Annotated in this window: 23 protein-coding genes and 1 pseudogene; 22 read left to right on the top strand and 2 right to left on the bottom strand. The window is 63.5% G+C overall.

Annotated elements, in window-relative coordinates; genetic code table 11:
- The first annotated feature begins 133 nt into the window (after positions 1–133).
- The 3 genes from CH302_RS13670 to CH302_RS13680 all read left to right on the top strand — a co-directional run bounded on the left by CH302_RS13670 (position 134) and on the right by CH302_RS13680 (position 2,067).
- Entirely contained in the window at positions 134–331 is a 198-nt protein-coding gene (locus tag CH302_RS13670; RefSeq protein ID WP_032375875.1) for a hypothetical protein, read from the top strand.
- 106 nt (positions 332–437) lie between these two features.
- Entirely contained in the window at positions 438–1,007 is a 570-nt protein-coding gene (locus CH302_RS13675) for a MerR family transcriptional regulator (RefSeq protein WP_015586205.1), read from the top strand.
- Between the two features lie 52 nt (positions 1,008–1,059).
- Positions 1,060–2,067 carry a DUF6615 family protein gene (locus tag CH302_RS13680; protein ID WP_139278550.1) on the top strand — a complete coding sequence of 336 codons (1,008 nt, stop codon included), beginning with the start codon at positions 1,060–1,062 and terminating at the stop codon, positions 2,065–2,067.
- 136 nt (positions 2,068–2,203) lie between these two features.
- Here CH302_RS13680 and CH302_RS13685 read toward each other — a convergent pair whose 3' ends face one another.
- A complete protein-coding gene (locus CH302_RS13685; protein WP_015586207.1) occupies positions 2,204–3,070 on the bottom strand; it encodes a phosphoadenosine phosphosulfate reductase domain-containing protein in 867 nt (288 codons plus the stop codon).
- 821 nt (positions 3,071–3,891) lie between these two features.
- Between CH302_RS13685 and CH302_RS30625 the strand changes: the two genes are divergently transcribed.
- From CH302_RS30625 to CH302_RS13710, 4 genes are all read left to right on the top strand, one after another.
- On the top strand, positions 3,892–4,890 hold the full coding sequence (locus CH302_RS30625; RefSeq protein ID WP_327213655.1) for a MinD/ParA family ATP-binding protein: 999 nt from the start codon (positions 3,892–3,894) through the stop codon (positions 4,888–4,890).
- 750 nt (positions 4,891–5,640) lie between these two features.
- Complete coding sequence (locus tag CH302_RS13700; RefSeq protein ID WP_015586210.1) at positions 5,641–6,090, top strand: hypothetical protein; 450 nt, start codon at positions 5,641–5,643, stop codon at positions 6,088–6,090.
- Complete coding sequence (locus CH302_RS13705) at positions 6,087–6,947, top strand: RAMP superfamily CRISPR-associated protein (protein ID WP_032375876.1); 861 nt, start codon at positions 6,087–6,089, stop codon at positions 6,945–6,947. The genes CH302_RS13700 and CH302_RS13705 overlap by 4 nt, the downstream gene beginning before the upstream one ends.
- Positions 6,947–7,663 (top strand): hypothetical protein, encoded by a 717-nt coding sequence (locus CH302_RS13710; RefSeq protein ID WP_015586212.1) that lies wholly within the window; start codon positions 6,947–6,949, stop codon positions 7,661–7,663. The genes CH302_RS13705 and CH302_RS13710 overlap by 1 nt, the downstream gene beginning before the upstream one ends.
- A gap of 302 nt (positions 7,664–7,965) precedes the next feature.
- Here CH302_RS13710 and CH302_RS30885 read toward each other — a convergent pair whose 3' ends face one another.
- Positions 7,966–8,751, bottom strand: a complete 786-nt coding sequence (locus CH302_RS30885; RefSeq protein ID WP_230591640.1) for a WhiB family transcriptional regulator — start codon at positions 8,749–8,751, stop codon at positions 7,966–7,968.
- On the opposite strand from CH302_RS30885, the gene CH302_RS13725 reads away from it, so the two are divergent.
- The 15 genes and pseudogenes from CH302_RS13725 (at position 8,640) to CH302_RS13795 (ending at position 21,390) form a co-directional block, all read left to right on the top strand.
- Positions 8,640–9,740 (top strand): ATP-binding protein, encoded by a 1,101-nt coding sequence (locus CH302_RS13725; RefSeq protein ID WP_015586215.1) that lies wholly within the window; start codon positions 8,640–8,642, stop codon positions 9,738–9,740. The two genes, CH302_RS30885 and CH302_RS13725, sit on opposite strands and share 112 nt — an antisense overlap.
- Positions 9,737–10,907, top strand: a pseudogene (locus tag CH302_RS13730) (vWA domain-containing protein). The gene CH302_RS13725 and the pseudogene CH302_RS13730 overlap by 4 nt, the downstream one beginning before the upstream one ends.
- Positions 10,904–11,092, top strand: coding sequence for a hypothetical protein (locus CH302_RS13735; protein WP_032364835.1), 189 nt, complete (start codon positions 10,904–10,906; stop codon positions 11,090–11,092). Before CH302_RS13730 ends, CH302_RS13735 begins: the two are co-directional and overlap by 4 nt.
- Positions 11,089–12,285 carry a hypothetical protein gene (locus CH302_RS13740; protein ID WP_015586217.1) on the top strand — a complete coding sequence of 399 codons (1,197 nt, stop codon included), beginning with the start codon at positions 11,089–11,091 and terminating at the stop codon, positions 12,283–12,285. Before CH302_RS13735 ends, CH302_RS13740 begins: the two co-directional genes overlap by 4 nt.
- 57 nt (positions 12,286–12,342) lie before the next feature.
- Positions 12,343–13,638: an AAA family ATPase gene (locus tag CH302_RS13745; protein ID WP_015586218.1), complete on the top strand. Its 1,296-nt coding sequence runs from the start codon at positions 12,343–12,345 to the stop codon at positions 13,636–13,638.
- A 27-nt stretch (positions 13,639–13,665) separates the two neighbouring features.
- Positions 13,666–14,001 carry a hypothetical protein gene (locus CH302_RS13750; protein WP_015586219.1) on the top strand — a complete coding sequence of 112 codons (336 nt, stop codon included), beginning with the start codon at positions 13,666–13,668 and terminating at the stop codon, positions 13,999–14,001.
- Between the two features lie 677 nt (positions 14,002–14,678).
- Positions 14,679–14,981 (top strand): hypothetical protein, encoded by a 303-nt coding sequence (locus CH302_RS13755; RefSeq protein ID WP_032375878.1) that lies wholly within the window; start codon positions 14,679–14,681, stop codon positions 14,979–14,981.
- A gap of 343 nt (positions 14,982–15,324) precedes the next feature.
- The gene (locus CH302_RS13760) at positions 15,325–15,732 is read left to right on the top strand and encodes a hypothetical protein (protein ID WP_032375879.1); all 408 of its coding nucleotides are present in this window, start codon (positions 15,325–15,327) and stop codon (positions 15,730–15,732) included.
- A 151-nt stretch (positions 15,733–15,883) separates the two neighbouring features.
- Complete coding sequence (locus tag CH302_RS13765) at positions 15,884–16,204, top strand: hypothetical protein (protein WP_015586223.1); 321 nt, start codon at positions 15,884–15,886, stop codon at positions 16,202–16,204.
- On the top strand, positions 16,201–16,920 hold the full coding sequence (locus tag CH302_RS13770; protein ID WP_015586224.1) for an HNH endonuclease family protein: 720 nt from the start codon (positions 16,201–16,203) through the stop codon (positions 16,918–16,920). The genes CH302_RS13765 and CH302_RS13770 overlap by 4 nt, the downstream gene beginning before the upstream one ends.
- 20 nt (positions 16,921–16,940) lie before the next feature.
- The gene (locus CH302_RS13775; protein WP_139278549.1) at positions 16,941–17,129 is read left to right on the top strand and encodes a hypothetical protein; all 189 of its coding nucleotides are present in this window, start codon (positions 16,941–16,943) and stop codon (positions 17,127–17,129) included.
- Positions 17,129–18,082 carry a DUF5131 family protein gene (locus tag CH302_RS13780; protein ID WP_032375880.1) on the top strand — a complete coding sequence of 318 codons (954 nt, stop codon included), beginning with the start codon at positions 17,129–17,131 and terminating at the stop codon, positions 18,080–18,082. The genes CH302_RS13775 and CH302_RS13780 overlap by 1 nt, the downstream gene beginning before the upstream one ends.
- The gene (locus CH302_RS13785; RefSeq protein ID WP_015586227.1) at positions 18,079–19,473 is read left to right on the top strand and encodes a DNA cytosine methyltransferase; all 1,395 of its coding nucleotides are present in this window, start codon (positions 18,079–18,081) and stop codon (positions 19,471–19,473) included. The genes CH302_RS13780 and CH302_RS13785 overlap by 4 nt, the downstream gene beginning before the upstream one ends.
- A gap of 142 nt (positions 19,474–19,615) precedes the next feature.
- On the top strand, positions 19,616–20,227 hold the full coding sequence (locus CH302_RS13790) for an NYN domain-containing protein (RefSeq protein ID WP_157773221.1): 612 nt from the start codon (positions 19,616–19,618) through the stop codon (positions 20,225–20,227).
- 14 nt (positions 20,228–20,241) lie between these two features.
- Positions 20,242–21,390 carry a DUF4407 domain-containing protein gene (locus CH302_RS13795; RefSeq protein WP_157773223.1) on the top strand — a complete coding sequence of 383 codons (1,149 nt, stop codon included), beginning with the start codon at positions 20,242–20,244 and terminating at the stop codon, positions 21,388–21,390.
- The last annotated feature ends 53 nt before the right edge of the window (positions 21,391–21,443 follow it).

Consider the following 21,443-nt stretch of genomic DNA (forward strand, 5'->3'; position numbering starts at 1 on the left):
CTATTCGGGGAATTCTACGTTCCGTTCAAGACCTCCGCCATCGGTGCCATAATCGTTACGGTGCGGCGATGAACAGCATCACGCCCCATGAAATGACCCCACTCAGCCCGATTGCATCGGCAGGTTTGCTCGGATGAGCGGCGACGACGTGCTGAACTTCTGCTCCCTGGTAGTGGCAGTCACTGCCGTTATAGCGATCCGTTCCTTCACGGAGTTCCGATCCAAGCGGGTCACGATAGCCGTCTTCCTCGCGGTGTTTCTGCTCTTCAGGTTCGGTGTTCCTCGTCTTACGCCGTTCATCGGATGGCTGCTCGGTTTGTCCGCCGAGTAACGGTGGGGGCGGACGTGCAGAGGTGGCCCGCTGGCCGGGAGAGAAAGCAGAGCGATGTCGAGCGGTATCGTGCATCGAACGATCGATTAAAGGGTGGGTGCGAGTTGTGAGCTGCAGCGAACAGGGTTCGTTCGAGGACATCGTGCCGGGGCTTTTCAAGACCTCGAACGGCACCGCCGCCGACGCCGTGAACGGGTGTCTGGGGTACAAATCGCCCCAGGTCCAGCAAGTGACTGGGGTAACGTACCGCCAGCTCGACTACTGGGCCCGTACAGGGCTTGTGTCACCGTCGATCCGCCCTGCATCCGGTTCGGGATCGCAAAGGATGTATGCCTTCTCCGACATCGTGGTGGTCAAAGTGATTCGTCGTCTCCTCGAGGCCGGAGTGTCTTTGCAGAATGTACGCATTGCGATCGAGTGCCTGCGTGCGCGTGACGCCCAGGGGCTGGCGTCTGTAACTCTGCTCTGCGACGGTATTTCGGTGTACGAGTGCACATCTGACGACGAGATAGTGGACTTGCTACACGGTGGTCAGGGCGTGTTCGGCATCGCGATCGGACATACAGTCGCGGACGTGGCTGCCGATATCCGTGCGCTCCCTGCAGTTTCTGTGGGAAGCGACAAGGTCACCCGAATCGACGAACTGGGATCGCGACGCGACCGCAAGAGCGCCTGAAGTCGGCCCCGGGATGAGTACACACTTCAGTGCCAATTACATGGTCCACGCGATGAATGAAGCAGCCTCTGATACCTGGGATCTGATGGAGACGGGAATTGCAGGCGGCATCGGACCTGGAGAAGAGACGCTCACCGACCTCAACTTGATCAAGCTTCAGCAGCGTATTCCGGCGCTGAGAGTGACGAAATACGCCAAGGCGGTCGAGGCGGGCAACGGTGCGGATTGGGAGTGGTGGATCGGTTCTTCGGCCGACGAGCGGTGGATCAAGCTTCGTATTCAAGCAAAACGCGCCAGCCACAAATTCAACCGCTATGAGCAGCTCGGACACTCAGTTAAAGAAGTCAAGCAGTACGAGACGCTGATTTTGAAGAGCAGGCTCGACGGTGCAACTCCGTTGTATGTCTTCTTCAACGGGTGGCCCGAAGATAGATTTCTCGTAAAGGGCCAGTACATCGATGCGATCGCACGCAACCTCAGGGCGGTGCACGGCGGGCACGTTCCGTATCCGATGTGGGGCTCGTTGGATTGGGGGTGCGCAGTCTCCGCGGCGCAGAAGGTCAAAGAAATTTATGAGAACCCATCCACATCAGTCTTCCCGCCAGCTCTCATCCCAGCTGCTACCCGCCGAAACAAGCGCTATATCCCACGGTATCTCGTGCATTCGACCCCTTGGGCGTATCTACTTCACTCCGGGCCTTCGGGCGCGGCTCCGACTGTGCGGCAGGTGGCCGAGAACCTGCACCACATGGAGGGAAACAGATCGCCGCTCACCGACGATGCCTTCGAAGCAATGACTTACCCGATTCCGTCTCGCGAAGCCGAGCAGGCCGCCTACGGCATGTACACGATGAGGAAATTTCTCGACCCCCGCGATGAGGCGCGTTACGCTCAGCGCCTCGCGAGCGCCGAACAATTCGCTCATGAGATCGGCAGAGACGATCTGGTGGGTCGAATGCTGAACCTGCCCGACGAGACCGAGCGGACAGGGCCGGGGTATCGCCTGTTGTTGGAGCTCAACCCGGAAAGTTCAGACCTCATGAACCTACGCCTGAGCTAGCGCCGATCGGCCGACAAGAGGTCGTTTGGTTCTGATGCAAAAAAAGTAGTCGGAGGCCACCGTGTGGTGTGCCTCCGACTCACCCTGTGCAATCTCAGTGCCAGGAATGCTACACGCGCACAGTCGATATGGCGATCTACACGAACTCGCGTATTCGCGGGAGCACTGCGGCGATCTCCTCGAACAGGCTCGGCCAACCTCGACGCAGACGAGTGACCCTGCCCGATTCGAGGAAATTTCCGTCGAGAATGTGTGAAACCCGCAGATTCGCTGCAGGTGCGCCCAGCGCGGCCAGTTTGGCGTAGACAGGGTTGCTCGGAAGGTCGTGCTGATGCGAATAGGCGAGCACATCGTCCGCGGACCAGTCCCATACCGGCCCATAGGCCACAGTTCCATCGGTGCGGCGAACCGTCCCCCCGTGGTGTCGACGCTGCTCCGCTTTGTTGCTGCAGCAGCTCGCGCCTTGGCAGCGCTCGCTGATCTCACGTGCGAGAGCGGAGTAGTACATCGACCACCTGCCGGTTCCTTTCCTGGATTCGTCTGCCCGCACGCCCCAGACCTCCCCGTCACCGAACTTGGTGTGCGCAGCCCGGGCAGGCTGCGCAATCAAGGTCTCGAAGCCTCGTGCGGGTACATGAGCCGACGGGCTACCGCCGTGGTCCCATTCCCCGGTCCGGGCCATCACTGTCAGCAGCGTTGGTTCAGCGCGAATGATGTGCAGGTCCAGTCCCAGCTTCGTCGCAATCTGCTCGACGTAGGCGTAGGTCTCGGGGTATTCGAGACCGGAATCGAAAAAGGCTACCGGGACATCTGGGTCCGCCTGGCGGGCGAGATCGACAGCAACGACGGAATCTTTTCCACCGCTGAATGCGACGTACCCATCGAATTCGTCGAGGTGTTCGGCCACGCGATCGACGATCGTCGAAATGTCATGCCGCGAGGATCGAAGGGACCGTAGTCGAGTGAGATCGAGGCCGTCGAAATCGTTGCTACGCACCGCCACAACGATAGTCGGGACACGGACACTTCAGACTGGACAAAGCAGAAGCTGTACCCGAACAGGCGGAATTACCGGTTGCACAACGGCGGTCCGTGGGGCCGCTCGGCAGCAGTTTTCGGGGTGTTCGAGGTGTCCGGTGCCGGTGTTATGTTCGCCCGGATATCGTCCGTTGAATGAGCAAGAGGAAGAGGTGGCGACCGATGAGTCCCACAGAGTCCGACCCAGGCAGCGCGTTGCCCCGGTGGGTGGTCGATCCGTCGGCGGCGAACAATGCGACCGATCAGTCGAACCATTCCGAGCCGGAAGGGGGGTCGGAAGATCGCCACGATGGGCAGGACGGTGACCTCGTCCAGGACTCGGGCGTAGGCCATCCAGAACCCGCCCGTGAACAGCCTGTAGCCAGCGAATTCGTGCCGAACGACGCACCCAAAGTCGCAGCCAACAACGCTGATGAAAACGTGTCGAAAAACGTATCCCAAGCCCGGTCCAAAGTCGCATCAGAATTCGCGCAGAGAGACCGGCCCAGCTCCGCACCCAGCAGCTCCCCCTCGGCGAGCCAGCCCAATTCTGGTGCACATCGACCCACCTCGGAGCCGGCCTCACGGCCGCCGCGCGTCAACGATGGTCAGGCACCAATGCCGGACCGGCCCTCGGCCTGGCCAGGGCAGGGCGGCTCCGCACCCGCTGTTGAGCAATGGCACACCAACAAGTCGGTCGACAGTTCAGCACCGACGTCTCACCCGGAGCCAACAAGCGCCTCCGACTCTCTGGCAGTGACAGCTCATCGCCCCTTCACCTCGCAGCCCGTTCAGTTGGTAGAACCAGTGCCGACAGCAATTCCGACAGCAAGGCCGACAGCAGCTGTTGCCCCTCCGCGGTCGATCGACGAACTGGAGCTGATCCGCCGTGCGCAACTGCCTCCGAGCAAAGGTTGGCGACGGTGGCTCTACCGACTCTCGTTCGGTTCAGCCAATCCCGGACAGTCGCCGGCTGAACTCGAGTACGAGCAGCTCCTGCGCCGCGTACGGCAACCGGTTCGAGGGAACTACAAGATCGCAGTCCTGTCCATGAAGGGCGGGGTCGGAAAAACAACCACGACAACAGGGCTTGGATCGACATTCGCAGCACTGCGGGGCGACCGCGTCATTGCCTATGACGCCAACCCAGATTTCGGGACGCTCGCCTACCGCATTCACCGAGACAGTGACCGCACAGTGCGGGACTTGCTCGCGGACAAAGAAGTACACAGCTACTCCGACGTACGGAGCTACACCTCGCAAGCGCGAAGCAGGCTCGAAGTTCTTGCAAGCGAGCGTGATCCGTCCGTTTCCGAGGCATTCAACGAGCACGACTACACCGCCGCACTGCGCATCCTCGAACAGTTCTACAACATCATCTTGACCGATTGCGGCACCGGTCTCATGAACTCGGCCATGGCAGGGGTCCTCAAAGAAGCCGACGCATTGGTCCTGGTCTCCTCCGCGGCCAAGGACGGAGCGCGCAGCGCTGGGGCGACCCTCGAATGGCTGTCGCGACACGGCTTCGACGACCTGGTCAAACGCACCGTTGTCGTCATCAACGAATCACGGAAGGGCTCGACGGCCCTCGATGTCGAGCAACTCAAGTCCTACTTCGCAGAACGCACTCGCGCCGTCCAGGTCGTCCCGTACGACGACCACCTTGCCGAAGGCGACACCATCGATCTCGAGTTACTGGGCAAGCCTGCACAACGCGCGTTCGTCGAGCTGGCTGCTCTCCTCGCCGACGACTTTCCTGCCAACGTCGGCCGGCACGCACCAGCGCCCGGCCCGAGTCCTTGGTGAGTTGGACCGTGCCGGTGAAAGTTGGCCTGTCCGTGGTGTCCGGGCGCGCCGTTAGAGTGCAGAGATGGTCGAACTATCAAGGGGCAGTGCGGCGCTCGACGTTGTGACGACCGCCTACAAGGCCGCAACAGGATGCGCGGTTTCGTGGCCACCAGCCGGCGTTTCTGGTGACTCCGCGTGCGCGCGGTGCGGTGGCGCGACAGAAGGTTCCGGACGGCGAGTGCGTGAGACTGTGTCGAGAACGTTCACCGGGTTCGACGGGTGGGTAGACGTTGCGGCTCCTACGATGTGTCACGTCTGCGTCTGGGTGTACACGACAACGGCACTTCGCTCGGACCTCCTGCTGGTCACCAGTGATCCAGTGTGCGCCACAAAATTGTCGAAGACCCGCTTACGTCGCGTTCTGGGACAAGCGATCTCTCCGACGTCCGCCGTCGTGGTTCCGTTACGCCCTGGGCGCAAGCACATTCTTCCTCATGCCCGGTGGGGTCGGGTCGCCGTCGACGACGTCGCGCTTCCATGGACAGAGCACGACGCGGAACGCCTGAGCGCAGTCGTGCGATTGCGACGGCGAGGGTTCTCCCTGGCAGCGCTTGCGCGCGCAGCGCCGGCATTCAGCACGCTCAAGAACATTCCTCATCGAACGTGGACGTCTGTGTTCGCGGATTGGGACAGCCTCGATCCGTGGCGAGAGCGTCCTGTGTACCTCGACCTCGCAGCGACGGCTTCAACGTCAACCAGAGGCACGGCATGACCCCGACCAGAGCTACGACACCGACCCGAACCTGGCTGGACGCAGCGAGCTTTCTGCCGCCCGTCACCGGTGCGGCAGCAATAGCTGAACGACTGTTGTTGCTGCTGCACTACGGAATCAACTGGGACACCGGGTGGGTGGGACGCCGGAGAGAGCTGTACTGGGACCACCACCTGCCAGACCGAGTCCGGGTCGCGACATACACCGGCGGAGCCGACCTCGATCGATGGTGGAGCACCGTGGCAACCGATCTCGAGTCAGCGCCGTCGACGAAAGAACAACGCCTCGAACTATCGGTCCTTCTACGCGAGGAATCGATACCGGTCCTGACCCTCTTACGGGAAAACACCACCGCCCTCGTACTCCGAACACGGATCGTGGCCGAAGCTGTTCAAGCGCGCCGGTCCACCGCAGCGACTGCTACATCGCCCAGGAGGCAGAAGTGACCTCGACCATGCGCTGGCAGCTCGACATCACAGCGGTCTCGGCAATCTCGCACCGCGGTGAACACAGCGCCACCACAACGACCTTGTTCCGGCGCGAAAAAATACTGCAGCCCAACGGTTCCGCAGCCTTGGTTCCGATTGTGTCCGGGAACTCCTTCCGAGGGGCGCTCCGGCGGATCGGGGAGGAGCTATTACGGGACGTCCTCGCATACGAAGGGCTTCTCAGCTTGTCTGCAGCACACACACTTCGGAACGGGGGCAGCCTGACCAAGGTCACCGGAGAGCCGCTGTCCGGCGAACGGCTACACCGGCTCCGTACATTGAACCCACAGGTCAGCGTGTTCGGCGGGAGCGGCGGCGGTCGAATGATCGACGGCTGTCTCCGCGTGGGCAAAGTGATCCCGCACGTCCTCGAAACCGACCACCTCATGAGCCGTCCCGCACCGGACCGTGCTGTCTTGAGCCAATTCGACACCATGGCGCTCGAACGGTACAGCCGGTTCGACGATTCCACCGATCATGACTTCCCCGCAGTCGGCCGAACCGACGCAGCCACCGTCGACGGTAGCTCTCTGATGCGTTATGAGATCGAAACGCTGCCTGCCGGTACACGATTCGAGTCCTTTTTGCGTCTCGATCGCGCAACCGATCTGGACGTGGCCTTCTTCTCCGACGTCGTTGGCAGGTTCGTCGAGTCCGGAACCATCGGCGGGCGTACAGCTATCGGACACGGCCTCGTCCGCACCAGATTCGAGCGGACCCTTCTCGCCGGCGACGAGCCGAAAGAGCTCGACTGGCGAACCCATCTTCGAGAGCGCCGTGACGAGGCGCTGGAAGTCATGGAGGCGTTGACGTGATGAGGCCGTTCGAGGTAAAAGCACACCTGGCGGTCGGACTTGCGCATGCAGCTCCGTGGGCGACGAGCCTCGATGGCTTGCTCGCATCCGAGATGTGGGAAGACGAAAAAGCCGCTGCTCGGGACCGCGGACAGTACCTCGAAGCCGCCGGCCCCGACGAGGTGCCCGCCGATCTGGATCTACCACTCGCTCGGTGCACTCTGGGGGGAGGCGACGACTGGCATTGGTGCGCGACATACGCCTATCCCGAAGACCTGGCCGACGCCCCGGAAATCCATCACTGGAGCGGACGACCCGACCACCGTGCGCTCGAGCAACTCGCGAGGTACCGACCATCGGTCATCTCCGACCGGCAGGGCCGATATCGCGCACGCCAAATGCCGCTCCTACTGACCTCCACGCGGACTGTGCTCTGGAGAGGTGTCGGCGACATCGACCGGGTGAGCGCAACCCTGGCGTCGATCGATGCGATCGGGAAGAAGCGCAGCCAGGGCGAGGGGCAGGTGCTGAGATGGGAAGTGCAGCCCGTCGACATCGATGACTGGTCGGCCGGCCACCTCCATCCGAACGGCCACCTCGGCCGCCTGAGCCCACGCATCTGTCTGCAGGGCAAACCAACAGTCGAAACAGGCGGTTTGGGCCGAGGCGCGATACGGCCACCGCACATGCACCGGTCGAGAATGCGCGAGCTATGCATGCCATGGACACCCCAGTGACCCGTGAACACGCACCGGAAACGTTGCGGGACAGCAACTTGTCGGAGCCGAACGCCATACTGACAACCATGCGAATCCGAACCCTCGATGGTCCACCGCTACCTGCCGAAATCTTGGCCCATGCGGCGCGCGCGGTCGTTCTTGCGGACCTTCTCGCCGGCCAAGACATCACCTGCGGCGAGAAGCCTTCAGCGAGGAGCGACGCAAGTCGAGACGCTTCGACGATCAACCGCGGTTGATCGCGCCGACTGTAACGGGGTAGGCATCACCAGGCAGGTCTGACCGGCGAATCGCGCGTTGATTCACGCTGTGCGGGAGCGTATTCGGTACACCTGCCGGGTCGTGATTCCGAGCTGGCTTGCACTGGACTCGGCTGGGACGTTCTGGGCCGAAAGCGTGGCTATCGTGAGCGCCTGTTGTTGATGCCGGGTAGGCCGGCTCTCTATGGCTGTGGTGTGCTGAAGCTCTTGGCGCTCTCGTGGTGTCTTTCCGCCCCAAATTCCGTGTTGTTCGTTGTACGTCAGTGCATGGGCGAGGCAAGCGGCTCTGGCGGGGCATTCTGCGCAGACCCGCTTTGCTCTGCTGGTTGCTCCACCCGGGGGCGGGAAGAACTCCTCGGGGTCTGTCTGTGCGCACAATGCGTCCGAGCGCCATGACGAAATGTCCGCCGCCGCGGGCGGGGGCAGTGGCGCGGCGATGGCTGTTTCGAGCGGTGTCACGTGTTGGGTCCTTTCTTTCGGGCGACCCGGCCTTTTTCGAGTGGGTTCGACGATATCGAGGGACCCGGACACTTCACGCAGCACACGTGGCGGTCCGGTGCTCTTTGAGCCCGGACCGTCAATGTCCCCGGCACTGAGTGCGCCGGGGACGTTGACGGTTGGTGTGACTGGGTGAAAAGCGTTCTGACGCAGTAAGATTGAGGCGTCCTGTTGTTGGTGAGACTGACCATCTTGCCCATCTTTCGAGGAGTTTTGCGATGCCGGATTTGGCGACTGCGGTAACTGTTGTGGATGCGTGCGGGAGGGCTGGTGTCCCGTCGTTGTTGATCTCGGGTCCGGGTATGGGGAAGTCGAGCCTGGTTCGAGCACTTGCTGCATCCGAGGGGGTGTTGTGCGAAACGGTCTTGGGGTCCTTGCGGGAGCCCGCCGACTTCGCAGGCCTACCGGTAGTCCGTGAGAGTGGCGTGAGATTGGAGGCCCCGGATTGGGCGCGACGGCTACATGCAGAGGGTGGGGGCTACCTCTTTCTGGACGAGCTGACCACGAGTCCACCGGCCGTTCAGGCGGCGATGCTGGCAGTCGCACTGGATTTGAAGGTGGGTGATCTGCAACTGCCGAAGGGGACTCGGGTCATCGCAGGTGCGAATCCGCCCGATTGCGCTGCAGGGGGGTACGAGTTGGAGGCTCCCTTAGCAAACCGCTTCTGCCACATCGAGTTCACGCCGTCTGTCGATGAATGGCTCGACGGTATGGCCACGGGTTGGGCAAGCACGGCCTCTTCGCGTGCGGTGACCAGCGACGAGCAGCGGGAGGCGTTGGTGCGCAGTTCCATCATCGGGTACATCCAGCGTGCGCCCGAGGCGCTCGATGCGTTTCCGAAGGTCGGAGTGCAGACAGGTGGAGCATGGCCGTCTCGGCGCACCTGGTCGATGCTTGCGCGGGTGTTGCCACATCTTTGCGACGACGACAATGCGGCGACCAACGCGGTGGTATTCGGCTTGATCGGGGAAGGCGCGGGTGTCGAATTCCTCGAATGGCGTCGCAAGGCCGACCTCCCAGACCCCGTTGCCGTGATCGAAAACCCCGAGACGGCGTTCGATTGGCGCTCGCGTCCTGATCTGGTGTGGGCCGTGCTGTCCGGCGTGACGGCGTGGGCGGCCTCGCGGGGCACCGTCGAAGCGTGGCGCAACGCCTGGGGTCCGCTGATTGCCGCCGCCGAGGCAGGAGCACCCGACGTGGCCGGGGCTGCGGCACGCACTCTGGCGAAAGCGCGACCGGCGAAGGCCGCTGTTCCTGCGAGCGCGCGCCGGTTTGCGCCGATGCTGGTGGCAGCGGGTTTGGTCGAGGCTGCGGCATGAGCGGCGTGCGTGAGCTCGAGCCGGTTGAAATGCGAGCGTTCCGACTCGCGCGGCTGGTGTCGGCTGAGCAGATGCCGTACTTCATGCGCGCTCTGTTCGCAGCGCAACCCGTGGCGGCACCGGGCCTGGGTACGTTTGCGGTCGACGCTCGGTGGCGGCTGTACCTGGATCCGGATCTGTTGGTCGGGCCTTGCGCGTGGCCGGTGCCGATGGTCGGTGCAGTGCTGCTGCACGAGGTCGGGCATTTGTTACGGGCACACGCCGACCGTGCCGCCGCTCTGGCGAAGCCCATCGATCATCTGGTGTGGAACTTCGCGGCCGACGCCGAAATCAACGACGACCTGTTGGCTGCGGGAGTCAGCCTGCCCGAAGGGGTGATCACCCCTCAATCATTCGGCTGCCTTTCCGGAGACACAGCCGAGCAGTACTACGACTACCTGCGTGACCCGATTGCGCATCAGACTGTCACCGAACTCGTTGGCGCTGAGGGCGATCCGGGATGCGGATCAGGATCGGGGTGCCCTGCGGTCCCCGGTGAACTCATCGGCTCGGGAGAAGTGATCACGGAGGGACTGGACAATGCGGAAGCGGACCTGGTGCGCCGATCTATCGCGCAGGCAGTTCGCGAAGCAGCTGGTACCGGTCGAGGTAGTGCCCCGGCGGGACTGGTCCGGTGGGCAGCTGATGTTCTCGCCCCGCCCACGGTAGCGTGGGATCGTCTGCTACGGGCCGTAATTCGGCGTGCGTTGGCAGAGCAGGCGGGTAGGACGAACTATTCGTACTCCCGTCCCTCCCGCCGCAGACCTCGATGCCGCGATGGGCGAAGTGGCGGGAGTTCTCAAAGCTGGTGGCATAGCACGCGACCGGGTTCGGATTCTGGCGTGTGACGCCAAATCCACTACGGCACAACACGTACGATCGGTCGCTGATGTGACGTTGGTTGGTGGTGGCGGAACCGATATGAGGGTGGGAATCGCCGCAGCCAACGCTGCGCGCCCTGCACCCCACGTCGTCGTGGTGCTGACCGATGGCGATACACCCTGGCCCGACCGGCCCACGAGGTCCCACCTGGTGTGCGCAATCATCGGCGGCGTCCAGGGTAGGGGCGTCACACCGGCATGGGCATCGACGGTGCACGTGCCAGTCGGATCGGGGGCCACACGATGAACGAAAGCGGACCCGTGGAACTGCTCAAGTACGCAGACAGGGTGCTCACCGGCACTGGAATCGCCGCCGCCGATATCCGCATCGTCGTCGCCAGCGCAGCGGCCGACGCCGCCACAATGGCGTTGCGCGCAGGGTGGGAGTGCGCGAGCAACGCCCTGATCCTCGTCGACGGTGACGAGCGATGAGCGTGGAGTGGTTCGACCTCGCGCAACGCCTCTATGCCGCCGAAAAGATGCAACCGGTCCCTCGGCTGGCACATGCCACCTTCAAGCCGTCCAGAGCCGCCGTGGCCGTGCGTGCGGTCACGCGAGGAACAACGCTGGCCGTGTCCGTCGCTCGAGATGGATGCACCGAAGAGTCCGCGCACGACACCGAGGCTCTGGCCCTGCTCGCTCGCAACGGGGCAACGACGGTGGGTACGGCTGAACCGGCCATGCTGCTCACCGATGACGCCGCGACGATACCGAGCCTGCTGGCCCTGGCGCGTGCGCACGCCCACCACCCTGATCCGGACATAGCGGGGGCTGCCGCCATGATCGGATGGTGGGCCGATCGAGCCGACCATCCCGGAACGTCGGCGGTGATCGATCTGGTTGCTGCGTCGTCCTCGCGTCTGGTCCTCGGCACTGCGCCCGACGCCGAGCGAGCGGCCCGAACATGGCGTTCCTGGCTCGGCATTACCGACGAGAGCGTCGCAGGCCTGCATGAGTGGGCAGCGTGCATCGCAACGGGACCGCTGTTGCCGCTTCTCGATCCGATACACGACGATGACCGATACTCCTGGGATCGGACATTGTCGGCCACGACTGCGGGCCACGACTGGTCACGGCCGGACAACTCAGCTAGTGCGGCCATGGGACTACGGACCCGATGCGATGCCGCCGACCTCAAAGCCGCTGCGTTGCTGAGTGATCCACTGTGGCGAGTACGTGCGCTGCATACAGGACACGTGGCCCAGGGCATCGCATCGGTGGCGGCACCGCCGACAGGTTCACGCCGCCGCAACGTTTCGGTGTCGGTGACCTGCGACCGGCTGGACTCAAGGATGCGGGTTGATTCGGCAGTTACGGGATGGGTCGGATCACCGCTCGATCAACCCTTCGAGCGCTTCTCTGCCGACGTCACGTCCGCACAGGTGGTCAACGGCAAACTGACGCTCGGTATCGGGGTGTTCGGAGCGCACGCACCGAACGACGGAGACCAGGTGACCTTGATGCCCCAACCGCCTTCACCGGCGACGATGCGAGCAGGACGGGCGAGGTACTGGAATCTGTACCGCGCTCGCCGTTCCTGGCTTTCGACCGGACAAGCCCCGAGCGCCGTGCGCCGCGAAGTCCCGCTCGATGTCCTGATAGCGGGTGCAGAGGACGCTCCGTGATCAGAAGACGACCAAAAGTATTCATGAACAACACATTAGAAGAAGAACGGGACAACAATGCGTATCGTCGCACCCGGAGCGGACACCCCGAACCCCGACGCAACACCTTTCAAGGGAACCGAACCGTCATCGCCCGCCCATTGGCCCGGATCACAGATCATGGCCGACCCGATCACTGCACGCGTGCTGTTCTCTGTGTGGTCCGGAGACCCCGTTGTCGTCGTCCCGTCACCACCGGGCGCAGGAAAAACTCGACTGGTCGCGTTGCTCGCCGCCGCCTTGGCCCATCGCGCAGACCTACGGGTGGGTATCGCGGCGCAAACCCGAGAACAAGCCGTGGAAATCGCGCGTCGGCTCGGCGCGCTGACAGATCGAGCAGCGTTGATCTGGAAGGCGAAAGCACCCCTCCCCGACAGTGGAAGCACTCCCGTAGTGACAGGACGAAAAGTGCGGTGGTCGAATGAGACTGGCGCAATTCTCATCGGTACCACGGCGCCGTGGCTCTTCTCGGACCCGGACCGAATCGGTGCCGATGTGTTGATCGTGGACGAAGCATGGCAATGTACCTACGCCGATCTGGGGGCGCTCGGCGCGATGGCTCGACAGGTCGTCTGCGTCGGAGACCCCGGACAGATCGATCCGGTGGTCACCGGAGACGTATCGCGGTGGGAGGGCAGCGAGACCGCACCGAACCTGCCTGCCCCCCTCGCTCTGCAAGCAGCTCACGGCGATTCGGTCGGCGTGGTCCGTCTGCGACACACCTGGCGTCTCGGCGCGAGGACAACGGCCCTCATTCAACCGCTGTTCTACCCCGGCCTGCCTTTCACTTCCCGTCGCCCACCGGAGCATCTGACCGATTCCAGCGGCCCCGGCCTGCCCGAACTCGCGCATCGGCCAGTGCGGGTCATCGGAGGCCCAACCGACCCCGTCCTGGCCACACAGTGCGCCCTGCGCGCGCGAGAACTGCTGGACGCCGATGTGACCACACCGGACGGACAGCGGGCCATGACAGCGGCGGACCTGGCTGTCGTCGTCCCTCATGTCACGCAGGCTGCCGCTGTCCGGGCCTTGCTCTCGGATCACCCCGACGTACTGGTCGGCACCGCAAACTCTCTGCAAGGCCTCGAACGCGCCGCCGTTGTCGTGTTGCACCCGCTTGCCGGGTACCGGACAGCCGAGCCGTTCAATCTCGACCCCGGCAGAGCGTGCGTGATGCTCACCCGCCACCGAGCCCACATGACTGTGGTCATCGATGACGCCACCGCCCACGTCCTCGAACACGCCGAACCATCCCCGGCTCACGCCACCCACACCGGCCTGATGGCCGCACTGCACTGCACGCCCGTCGTGTAGCGATCCCCAAAAAGAAAGGCACACAACATGTCCGACACAAGTATCGAGTACAAGGCCGAGCGGCTATCCGGCATCGAGACGCCGAAAGAACTCCACGCATCGGTCGAGGGACGCGAGCGTCCGCGCATCGGCTACACCCTCGATACCCAAAGCCGGGACAACGGTGTTCGAGCGGCCAACGCTGCCGAAGGGCTGATCGCATACGCCAGACCGATCGGCCTCGAAACCGAGGAACTGACAACGGTGTTCGGAGACTTTCTGAGCGACCTGCGGCACCTTGCCGACGCCGTCGGCGTCGATTGGGACGCCGTAGACGAACGCGGTCAAGACCACTACCGCTGCGAGCTGTACGGGACCGAGTAGGGGACGCTCTGGGGAGAGGAGTGAGCGGCGGTTCGGTGCGCCGGGTCGCTGCTCGCCCCAGGCCCGTCCCCGGCACTGGGTGCGCCGGGGACGTTTTCGCTGCTGAGCCCTAGCGAACTCCGGGTCCGGTGGGTAGTGTCCTGGCGTATCGGCTTGGTGGGTGGTTCCACGAAGCCGCGGCGACGACGACTTCTGTTGTTGTCGGCGTTTTCACCAGATGAGCGGACTGACCATCCGACTTCCGAGAAGTGCAGAGGTGTGTCGAATATGAGAGTCCTCGTCCGGATCGACGGTAGGAATCATGTACCTGCGAGCAGTTCGGGTTCGTCGCGATATTGCGTGGTAGCCGTAGCGCGCGGTGTTGCGGGGGTGTTGGCTGTCTTCGCTGCATTTGCCGGCTTGGCTTGGGCTGCACTGCTGCGCCGGACCGACGATGCCGCCATCGACGGAGATCCGCGTCGTGTAGCGATGGTGTTCGCCGTTTCCTCCGTGGCGTGTGCTGTAGCAACCGGGATCGAGTGGCTGCTTCGACGGCGTAGCGGCGCAACGGATGCCAAGCCCGTTCACAGGGCACGGCCACCGAGAGAGGCTGCGTCGCGCCACCACCGGACTGTGAACTCGAATAGTCGGGCGGCAGGGGAGTTCGACAGGCCCGAGCGTCTGGCCGGTGCGACATCGTGACGAGAAGATTCGCCCCCGCACTTCGGATCGAGGTGATCGTCGTCCGCGATCCAGATGGTCCTACCCACATCCAAGTCTTCGTCGACGGTGTTCCGGCTGCAGCAACACAATTTCACATCGACGCAGGAAGGGGATGGACGTGGGGCGACTGGGCCGACACACGAGACTGCGATCTCGCGGTCATCTCATCCGGAGCGCGGGGAGCGCTCGAAGACGCCTACGACGATCCCCCCGGTGGTGACGCCGTCCGCGGCAGGATCGGTGACTGGCTGGACGGCGCTGAAAGGTCGGAAAATTAAGCAGCAGAGTGATATAGCGCCGCGTTGTTGGTCGCATAGCGGCACAGAGACCAGTCAGAAATTGATCGACAGACCGACCATCTGTCCCACAGAAACGGGAGTACCCATGCAATCCTCGATCTCGACAACGCGGCCGCCCTCGGTCGACCTCTCACCGCACGCACGAGCTGCCGGCAGTACCGGCTGCAGCTCGAACAGTAAGGCGCACAGCGCCATCGCCAGCGAAGTCCATCGCCGGATGCAACACGGCCTGTCTGAGAGGTACTTTGCTGCTACTCCGAACGCCGCCGACCGCTTCCGACCAACCGTTCCTGACCATGAGCTGACGGACCACGTTTTCGAGGTGGTTTTCGGATTGCGGTGGCGGCAGGTGTTCGACTTGGCGCGCACCCTCGACGTCGAGTCCGATCTGCTGGAAACCGCACCGGAGACGGTCAGCGCCGCGTGGTGGTGCGCACCCGGCTGGCGGAAAGCGACACATGCTGCCCACACGGCGGCCTGCGGCGACAATCGGCGTCACGAACTCACAGCGACCATGAACCTGCTCGGCGTCCTCGGATGCGGGGCTGCCAGAGTCGCTGCCCGCGATGTCGGCCGAGGCTTGGTCGTACGAGATCTGATCGGTTCCGATTTCACTCAAGAGCACTACGACTACCTGACCGGGCCGTGGCGTCGCAACGTCGGCCCGGTCCATCCCGGCGACCGGCCACTAGACCAGTACCAGACGGCCCCGAACTCGCAACGCTTGTGACACCCGGGCGCATATTGCCCGCCCGGTGCAGCCACAGGAGAACGCTCCTGGGTTGCGATTCAGTGGCCGGCTGTCACAGACCTCACCGCCACGCTATCTACCCCGTGCAGGACTGCGTTTGCTATCGCGCTCACTACGAAAGGACTCCCTGATGGACCCACAATCCGGCCGAGACGGCCTCATCCACGACGTAGAGCGCCACCTCGCGGCCGAAGATGGCCGCCGCGAGGCTCGCACTGTTGCGCTTGCATGTGTCGGCTACGTCGTCGGCATGCTCGCGATCTTCAACGGGGCTCTGCCGATCGTGAAGGATCTGGTCACCGTCAGTTTGGTCATCTCCTTGGCCGGCACGTTGCTCGCTGCCTTCTCGGCTCTGACTCTGGCACTACTGCATCGTTGGTCAGACCGTTCGGACCGTAGGCGGCGCGGAAGCTGCGGGCATGCCGACTTGCCGGCGGAGGCGGTTCGATGAGCGCGCGCGGACGACTCCGCATCGCGGTGCCCATCGTGATGGCCGTACTCGCGGTCGGGACGTACACGTTCGGAACGCACGCCGATCCGCTCTCACGACTAGCGGTGGTCAACACCCCAGACCCAGCCGCGGCGAGCACGCCTGTACCCATCGCGCAGCTCCTCGCTCAGCTCGAAACGGTGGACTCGCTCGCAGACGTCGATGGATACGACCGATCCTGCAAGAAGGGCTCAGGGTGCGTGTTCGGCCCGGCGTGGACCGATGACTCGTCCGCCCCTGGATCGCACAACGGCTGTGACACTCGAAACGACGTCCTGGCAACCCAACTGATCGACGTCGAGTTCAAGCCCGGAACCCGCGACTGCAAAGTCGCAGCAGGGATACTCCACGACCCCTACACAGGATCGACGATCGACGACCTCGGGAAGATTCAGATCGATCACGTGTACCCGTTGGCGAGGGCGTGGGACGCAGGGGCGTGGGCCTGGTCGATCGACCAGCGAACCGCCTTCGCCAACGACGTCGACATCAACTTGCTCGCGGTGGACGGACGTACGAATCAGCAGAAGTCGGACAAGGGAATCGACACCTGGCTGCCACCCAACGCGCCATACCAATGCCGTTACGTCACTTCGTATCTCACCGTGGCCGCGAAATACGACCTCGACATCACCAGCGCCGATGCGCGAACAGCGTCGAGCGTCTGCAGCCAATGACCCAACGTTCGGAGGACGCCATGACCGAAACCGACCCCACCACCGACACAAACGCTGTCCCGCTCCACCCCAACCCATGGATCATCACGACCGCACCTGATCGAAACAGCTACACGATCGAATTGCCCAGCAGGGGGATCTCGTTCGCGATTGACGCCGATCTACGATTCCAGCTCCTCGATGCCCTCCACGACCCGGAAGAGCGATGATGGGCGACGCCACGGCCATCGAATGGACCGACGCAACCTGGAACCCGGTCACCGGCTGCACCGCAGTCTCGTCGGGCTGCGATCATTGCTACGCCCAAACCCTCGCTGAGCGGTTCCGCGGCACACCGGGGCACTACTTCGAGCACGGATTCGACGTCGAGATGCGCCCCGGCAAGCTCGACCAGCCGCTGCGATGGAGCCGGCCACGCCGGATCTTCGTGAATTCGATGAGCGACCTCTTCCATCCAGCAATCCCGGACGACTACATCGCCCGGGTGTTCGCGGTGATCGCGCTCGCCCGCCAGCACACCTTTCAATTGCTCACCAAGAGACCCGCTCGGATGCGGGCACTGCTCCAGTCCGATGCCTTCCGCCGCGCCGTCGACGACGCCATCGCTGGCGTCGTCGCAGCCTTCCGCCCCGCCGATGTCTGGTACCAGAGCTGGCCGCTGCCGAACCTGTGGATCGGCGTCTCGGCCGAAGACCAGAAGACTGCAGACCTGCGAGTATGGGCGCTGCTGGACACGCCTGCAGCTCTTCGGTTCGTCTCTGCCGAACCGCTCCTCGGACCGATCGACTTCACGCGCCTACGACCCAGCAGAATCGGAGGAGCGCTGACTCGCGACGGGCTCCGTTCGGTCGAAGACTCGAAATGCGGCGGCGAGCGCGAACCAGCGCTCGACTGGGTGATCGTTGGCGGTGAGTCCGGCCGCGGGGCACGGCCTATGCATCCGCGATGGGTACGAGAGATCCGGGACCAGTGCACCGCTGCCGATGTGCCCTTTCTGTTCAAGCAGTGGGGCGAGTGGGCACCAGCGGAGGTGATCGCCAGATTCCGCGACTACCACCACTTCGACGACGGCACCGAAGTTCGACGAGTCGGCCGTAAGGCCGCCGGCCGGATCCTCGACCGACGGGTGTGGGACAGCGTGCCCGACGGAGCCGGACGATGAGAGGATCGCTCGACATCACGGCATCGGACTTCTTCTGCGGTGCCGGCGGATCTACGACCGGAATGATCGCCATCCCCGGGGTGAGGGTATCGGCAGCGTCGAACCACTGGGACAAGGCAATCGAGACGCACCAGTACAACCACCAGCACACCGAGCACATCCTCGCGGACCTCTCTCAGATCACTCCGAAGCTGTTTCCTCGCACGACAATCGGATGGTTCAGCCCCGAATGCACCTGGCACTCGAATGCTCGCGGGGCCAAGCGCCTCGCCGCGCAGATCTCGTTACTGTCCGACGACCTACCGTCCGAGGCCGCCGAGCGATCGAGGGCGACGATGTGGGACGTCGTTCGGTTCACCGAGTATCACCGATACGAATTGGTTTTCGTCGAGAACGTCGTCGAGATCTACTCATGGCCTCTCTACAGGCCATGGATCGCGGCGATGCACGCCCTCGGTTACGAACATCGCCTTATCTGCCTGAATTCGATGCACTCATGGACTTTTGGGACACCAGCGCCGCAGTCCCGCGATCGCCTCTATGTGTGCTTCTGGAAGGCCGGCAACCGGGCACCTGACTTCGAGACCGTGGTCCGTCCGCCGGCAACCTGCTCTCGCTGCGGGCCCGTGCGTGCGTTGCAGGCCTGGAAGAACCCAGGGGTGGCTGTGGGTAAGTACCGTAGCCAGTACTCCTACCGGTGCCCCGCACGTGCGTGTGCGGACACCGTGCTCGAGCCCGACTGGCTCCCTGCCTCGACCATCATCGACTGGACCAAGACCGGCCAGCGGATAGGGGACCGCACTCGTCCGTTGAAGCCGAAAACGATCGCACGAATCCAGGCCGGCATCGACCGGTATTGGGCAGCTCCGCATGCCGAGGACGCGAGAGAAGCCGCGGGCACGCTGTTCGAGTATCGGCAGGCAAGATCACGGCCGTCTGAGGGGCGGGCCCCGGTGTTCGAGCCGTTCGTGTCGGTGCTGCGGGGCCAGTCGAAGAATCATCGAACCTCGGAGGCGCTGTCGACCGTATCCGCGGGCGGCCGCCATCATGCGGTGATCACCCCGTTCATCGCAGAGCTGCGAGGTGGAGGTTCGACTGCGCGATCGGTCAGCGACGCTCTCTGCACCGTGACGGCATCGGGTAACCACCATGGCTTGGTCGTGCCCGCTGCCGCTCACCATCGAAAGTCCACACGCCGACCGATCGCTGTCGAAGACCTGTCCTTCAGAATGCTCGACGTACCGGAACTCAAAGGCGCAATGGGCTTCGCGTCGACGTACGTTCTACGCGGGGGAACCAAGCAGCGAAATGTTCGGATGTGCGGAAACGCGGTTACCCCACCGACCTCGCGAGATATCGTGGGAGTCGGCGTGCAGAGCTTGAGCCGTTGACATCGGCCAAACAGTCGTTCTGTAGTTGCATTCATGGTTCCCGGGCAAAGGGGACGCACCGATTCTGTTGTCGTCGCCTCTCCTCCAGTTTGATCATCGTCAGACCCCGTATATGCGGGTCCTGACGGAGATCGGAGAAGTCATGAGCGACGACCGGGCTAGCCGAATCGATCCATCCAGATTGCACTTGCTCGACATCGAGAACATGGTGTCCGGCGACGTTTCCGCTGTCCGATGCTCCGCCTGGTGGGCGGACTACGTCACCGATGTGGGTGTCGGAGAGCGTGACCAGATTACGGTCGCCGCAGCCTGGCGACATGCCGCGCCGGCATTCTTCGCCGTCCCGGCGAACGCTCGGCGTATCGGTGTCACGTCCGCGCCGGATGCCGCGGACCTCGCGTTGCTCGATTCGGTGGATGTGGGCAGGGTGGCTCACCAGCACGATGAGGTGATCATCGCGTCCGGGGACCACATCTTCGCACCGCTTGCACGCGCGCTCCGGGCTGCCGGCGTTCGAGTCGTTCAGGTCGTTGCCTCCGGCGTCGGTGTGAGCGCCGAACTGTACTGCAGCTGTGACGATCTGATCTGTCTTCGTGGATCGGACCGTGTTGTCGAGGCGCATAACGCGCATTCGACGAGCGCAGCGCGGCGTGGCCCACGTGCGTCCGAGCGCAGCTCGGGTGTCGCCGTGTTCGCAGCGCGGATGGCCGATAGTCGGCCGCAGTTACGGACTACCGATCGGGCAGCGCAATGAGCGGGGAAGGCAGCGTGACGTCCTACGACGACGAGGAGCCAACGGTCTATCCGGACGGGTCGGTCGGCGGCGGAGTCGAGCGAGGGGGTGAGGAATTGAGCGGCCAGTACGGGCCGAGTCGTTTCTCCCAGGCGCTCGTGTGGTGCGCCGGCCCGACGTACGTACGTACTGCGCCCGTTGGTACATGGACTCTGCTGCAGAGCGTCGGAGTAGCTGGTTTGTTCTCGACAATGATCGTCGCGCTGAGCGCGACGATCATTGCGGGGCTTGCCGACATGGGTCCTGTGTGGGCATCGATCGTCAGCGTCGTTGTTGCCGCCCTCTACTTTTCGTATCGCCGCCTCGTGGTGGCGACCGTGGCGTCCACCGTGTTCGCGCGGTCGCGACGAACCGGATCGCATCTCGTCAGTGTGGCCGTCATGGCGTCCGTGAGCGTGCTCACTGCCGGGACGGGTTCCTGGGTGTTCGGGATGGCGATCTTCGGGCAAGAGGTTCGCTCTCAGGTCGCGGTGAACGTGGCGATGCATCAACAAGACGACTTGAACGAGTGGTACCGCAGCCGAGAAGCCAACCGTGATGTCGCGTCGAGGATGTACGCCGAGCAACTGTCGCAGCCTGCGCAGATGCGAGACAGCCTGCAGGACGCAGTCTCCGGTCTTGAAATGCGCGAAGCCGGGGCCTGGCAAATGGTGATGTGCGAGATGACGTCTTCACCCGATTGTTTTTCCGGCACAGGCGAAGTAGGAATAGGCCCTCGGTCGGTGGCGGCCAATGAAGAGCTGGATGCTGTCACCACTGAGCGCACTTCGGCCCAGCAGCGGCTTGCCGAGTACACCGTCTTTCCGGTGCCTGCCCCCTTCGACGCAGTCCAACTTGCAACGTGCGGATACTCGAAACAGACGACCGAGTTGACGCCCTACGATTCCGACCGCTGTCAGGGCATGCTGCTGGTCGAATCGAGCGTCGACCAACTCGCCCCGGAGCACCCACCCGCGCGCTCGAGCAACGGGCTTCTCCCGCACCTCGAGGCATTCGGTTCCTTGCTGTGGAACTCCGAGAACGCGGGCCCGGTCTGGCTCGTCGTGGTCGGGCTGTTCTTCGTTCTGGTCAGCGTGGATCTCCTACCTCTGTTGTTTCTCGTGCAGAGCGGCCGACGCGGATGACTTCTAGTTACTTCAACACCTGCGACCATCGTGATGCCGATCCCGTCGGCGTT

The sequence above is a fragment of the Rhodococcus sp. 15-2388-1-1a genome (assembly GCF_002259145.1).
Lineage (GTDB): Bacteria > Actinomycetota > Actinomycetes > Mycobacteriales > Mycobacteriaceae > Rhodococcoides.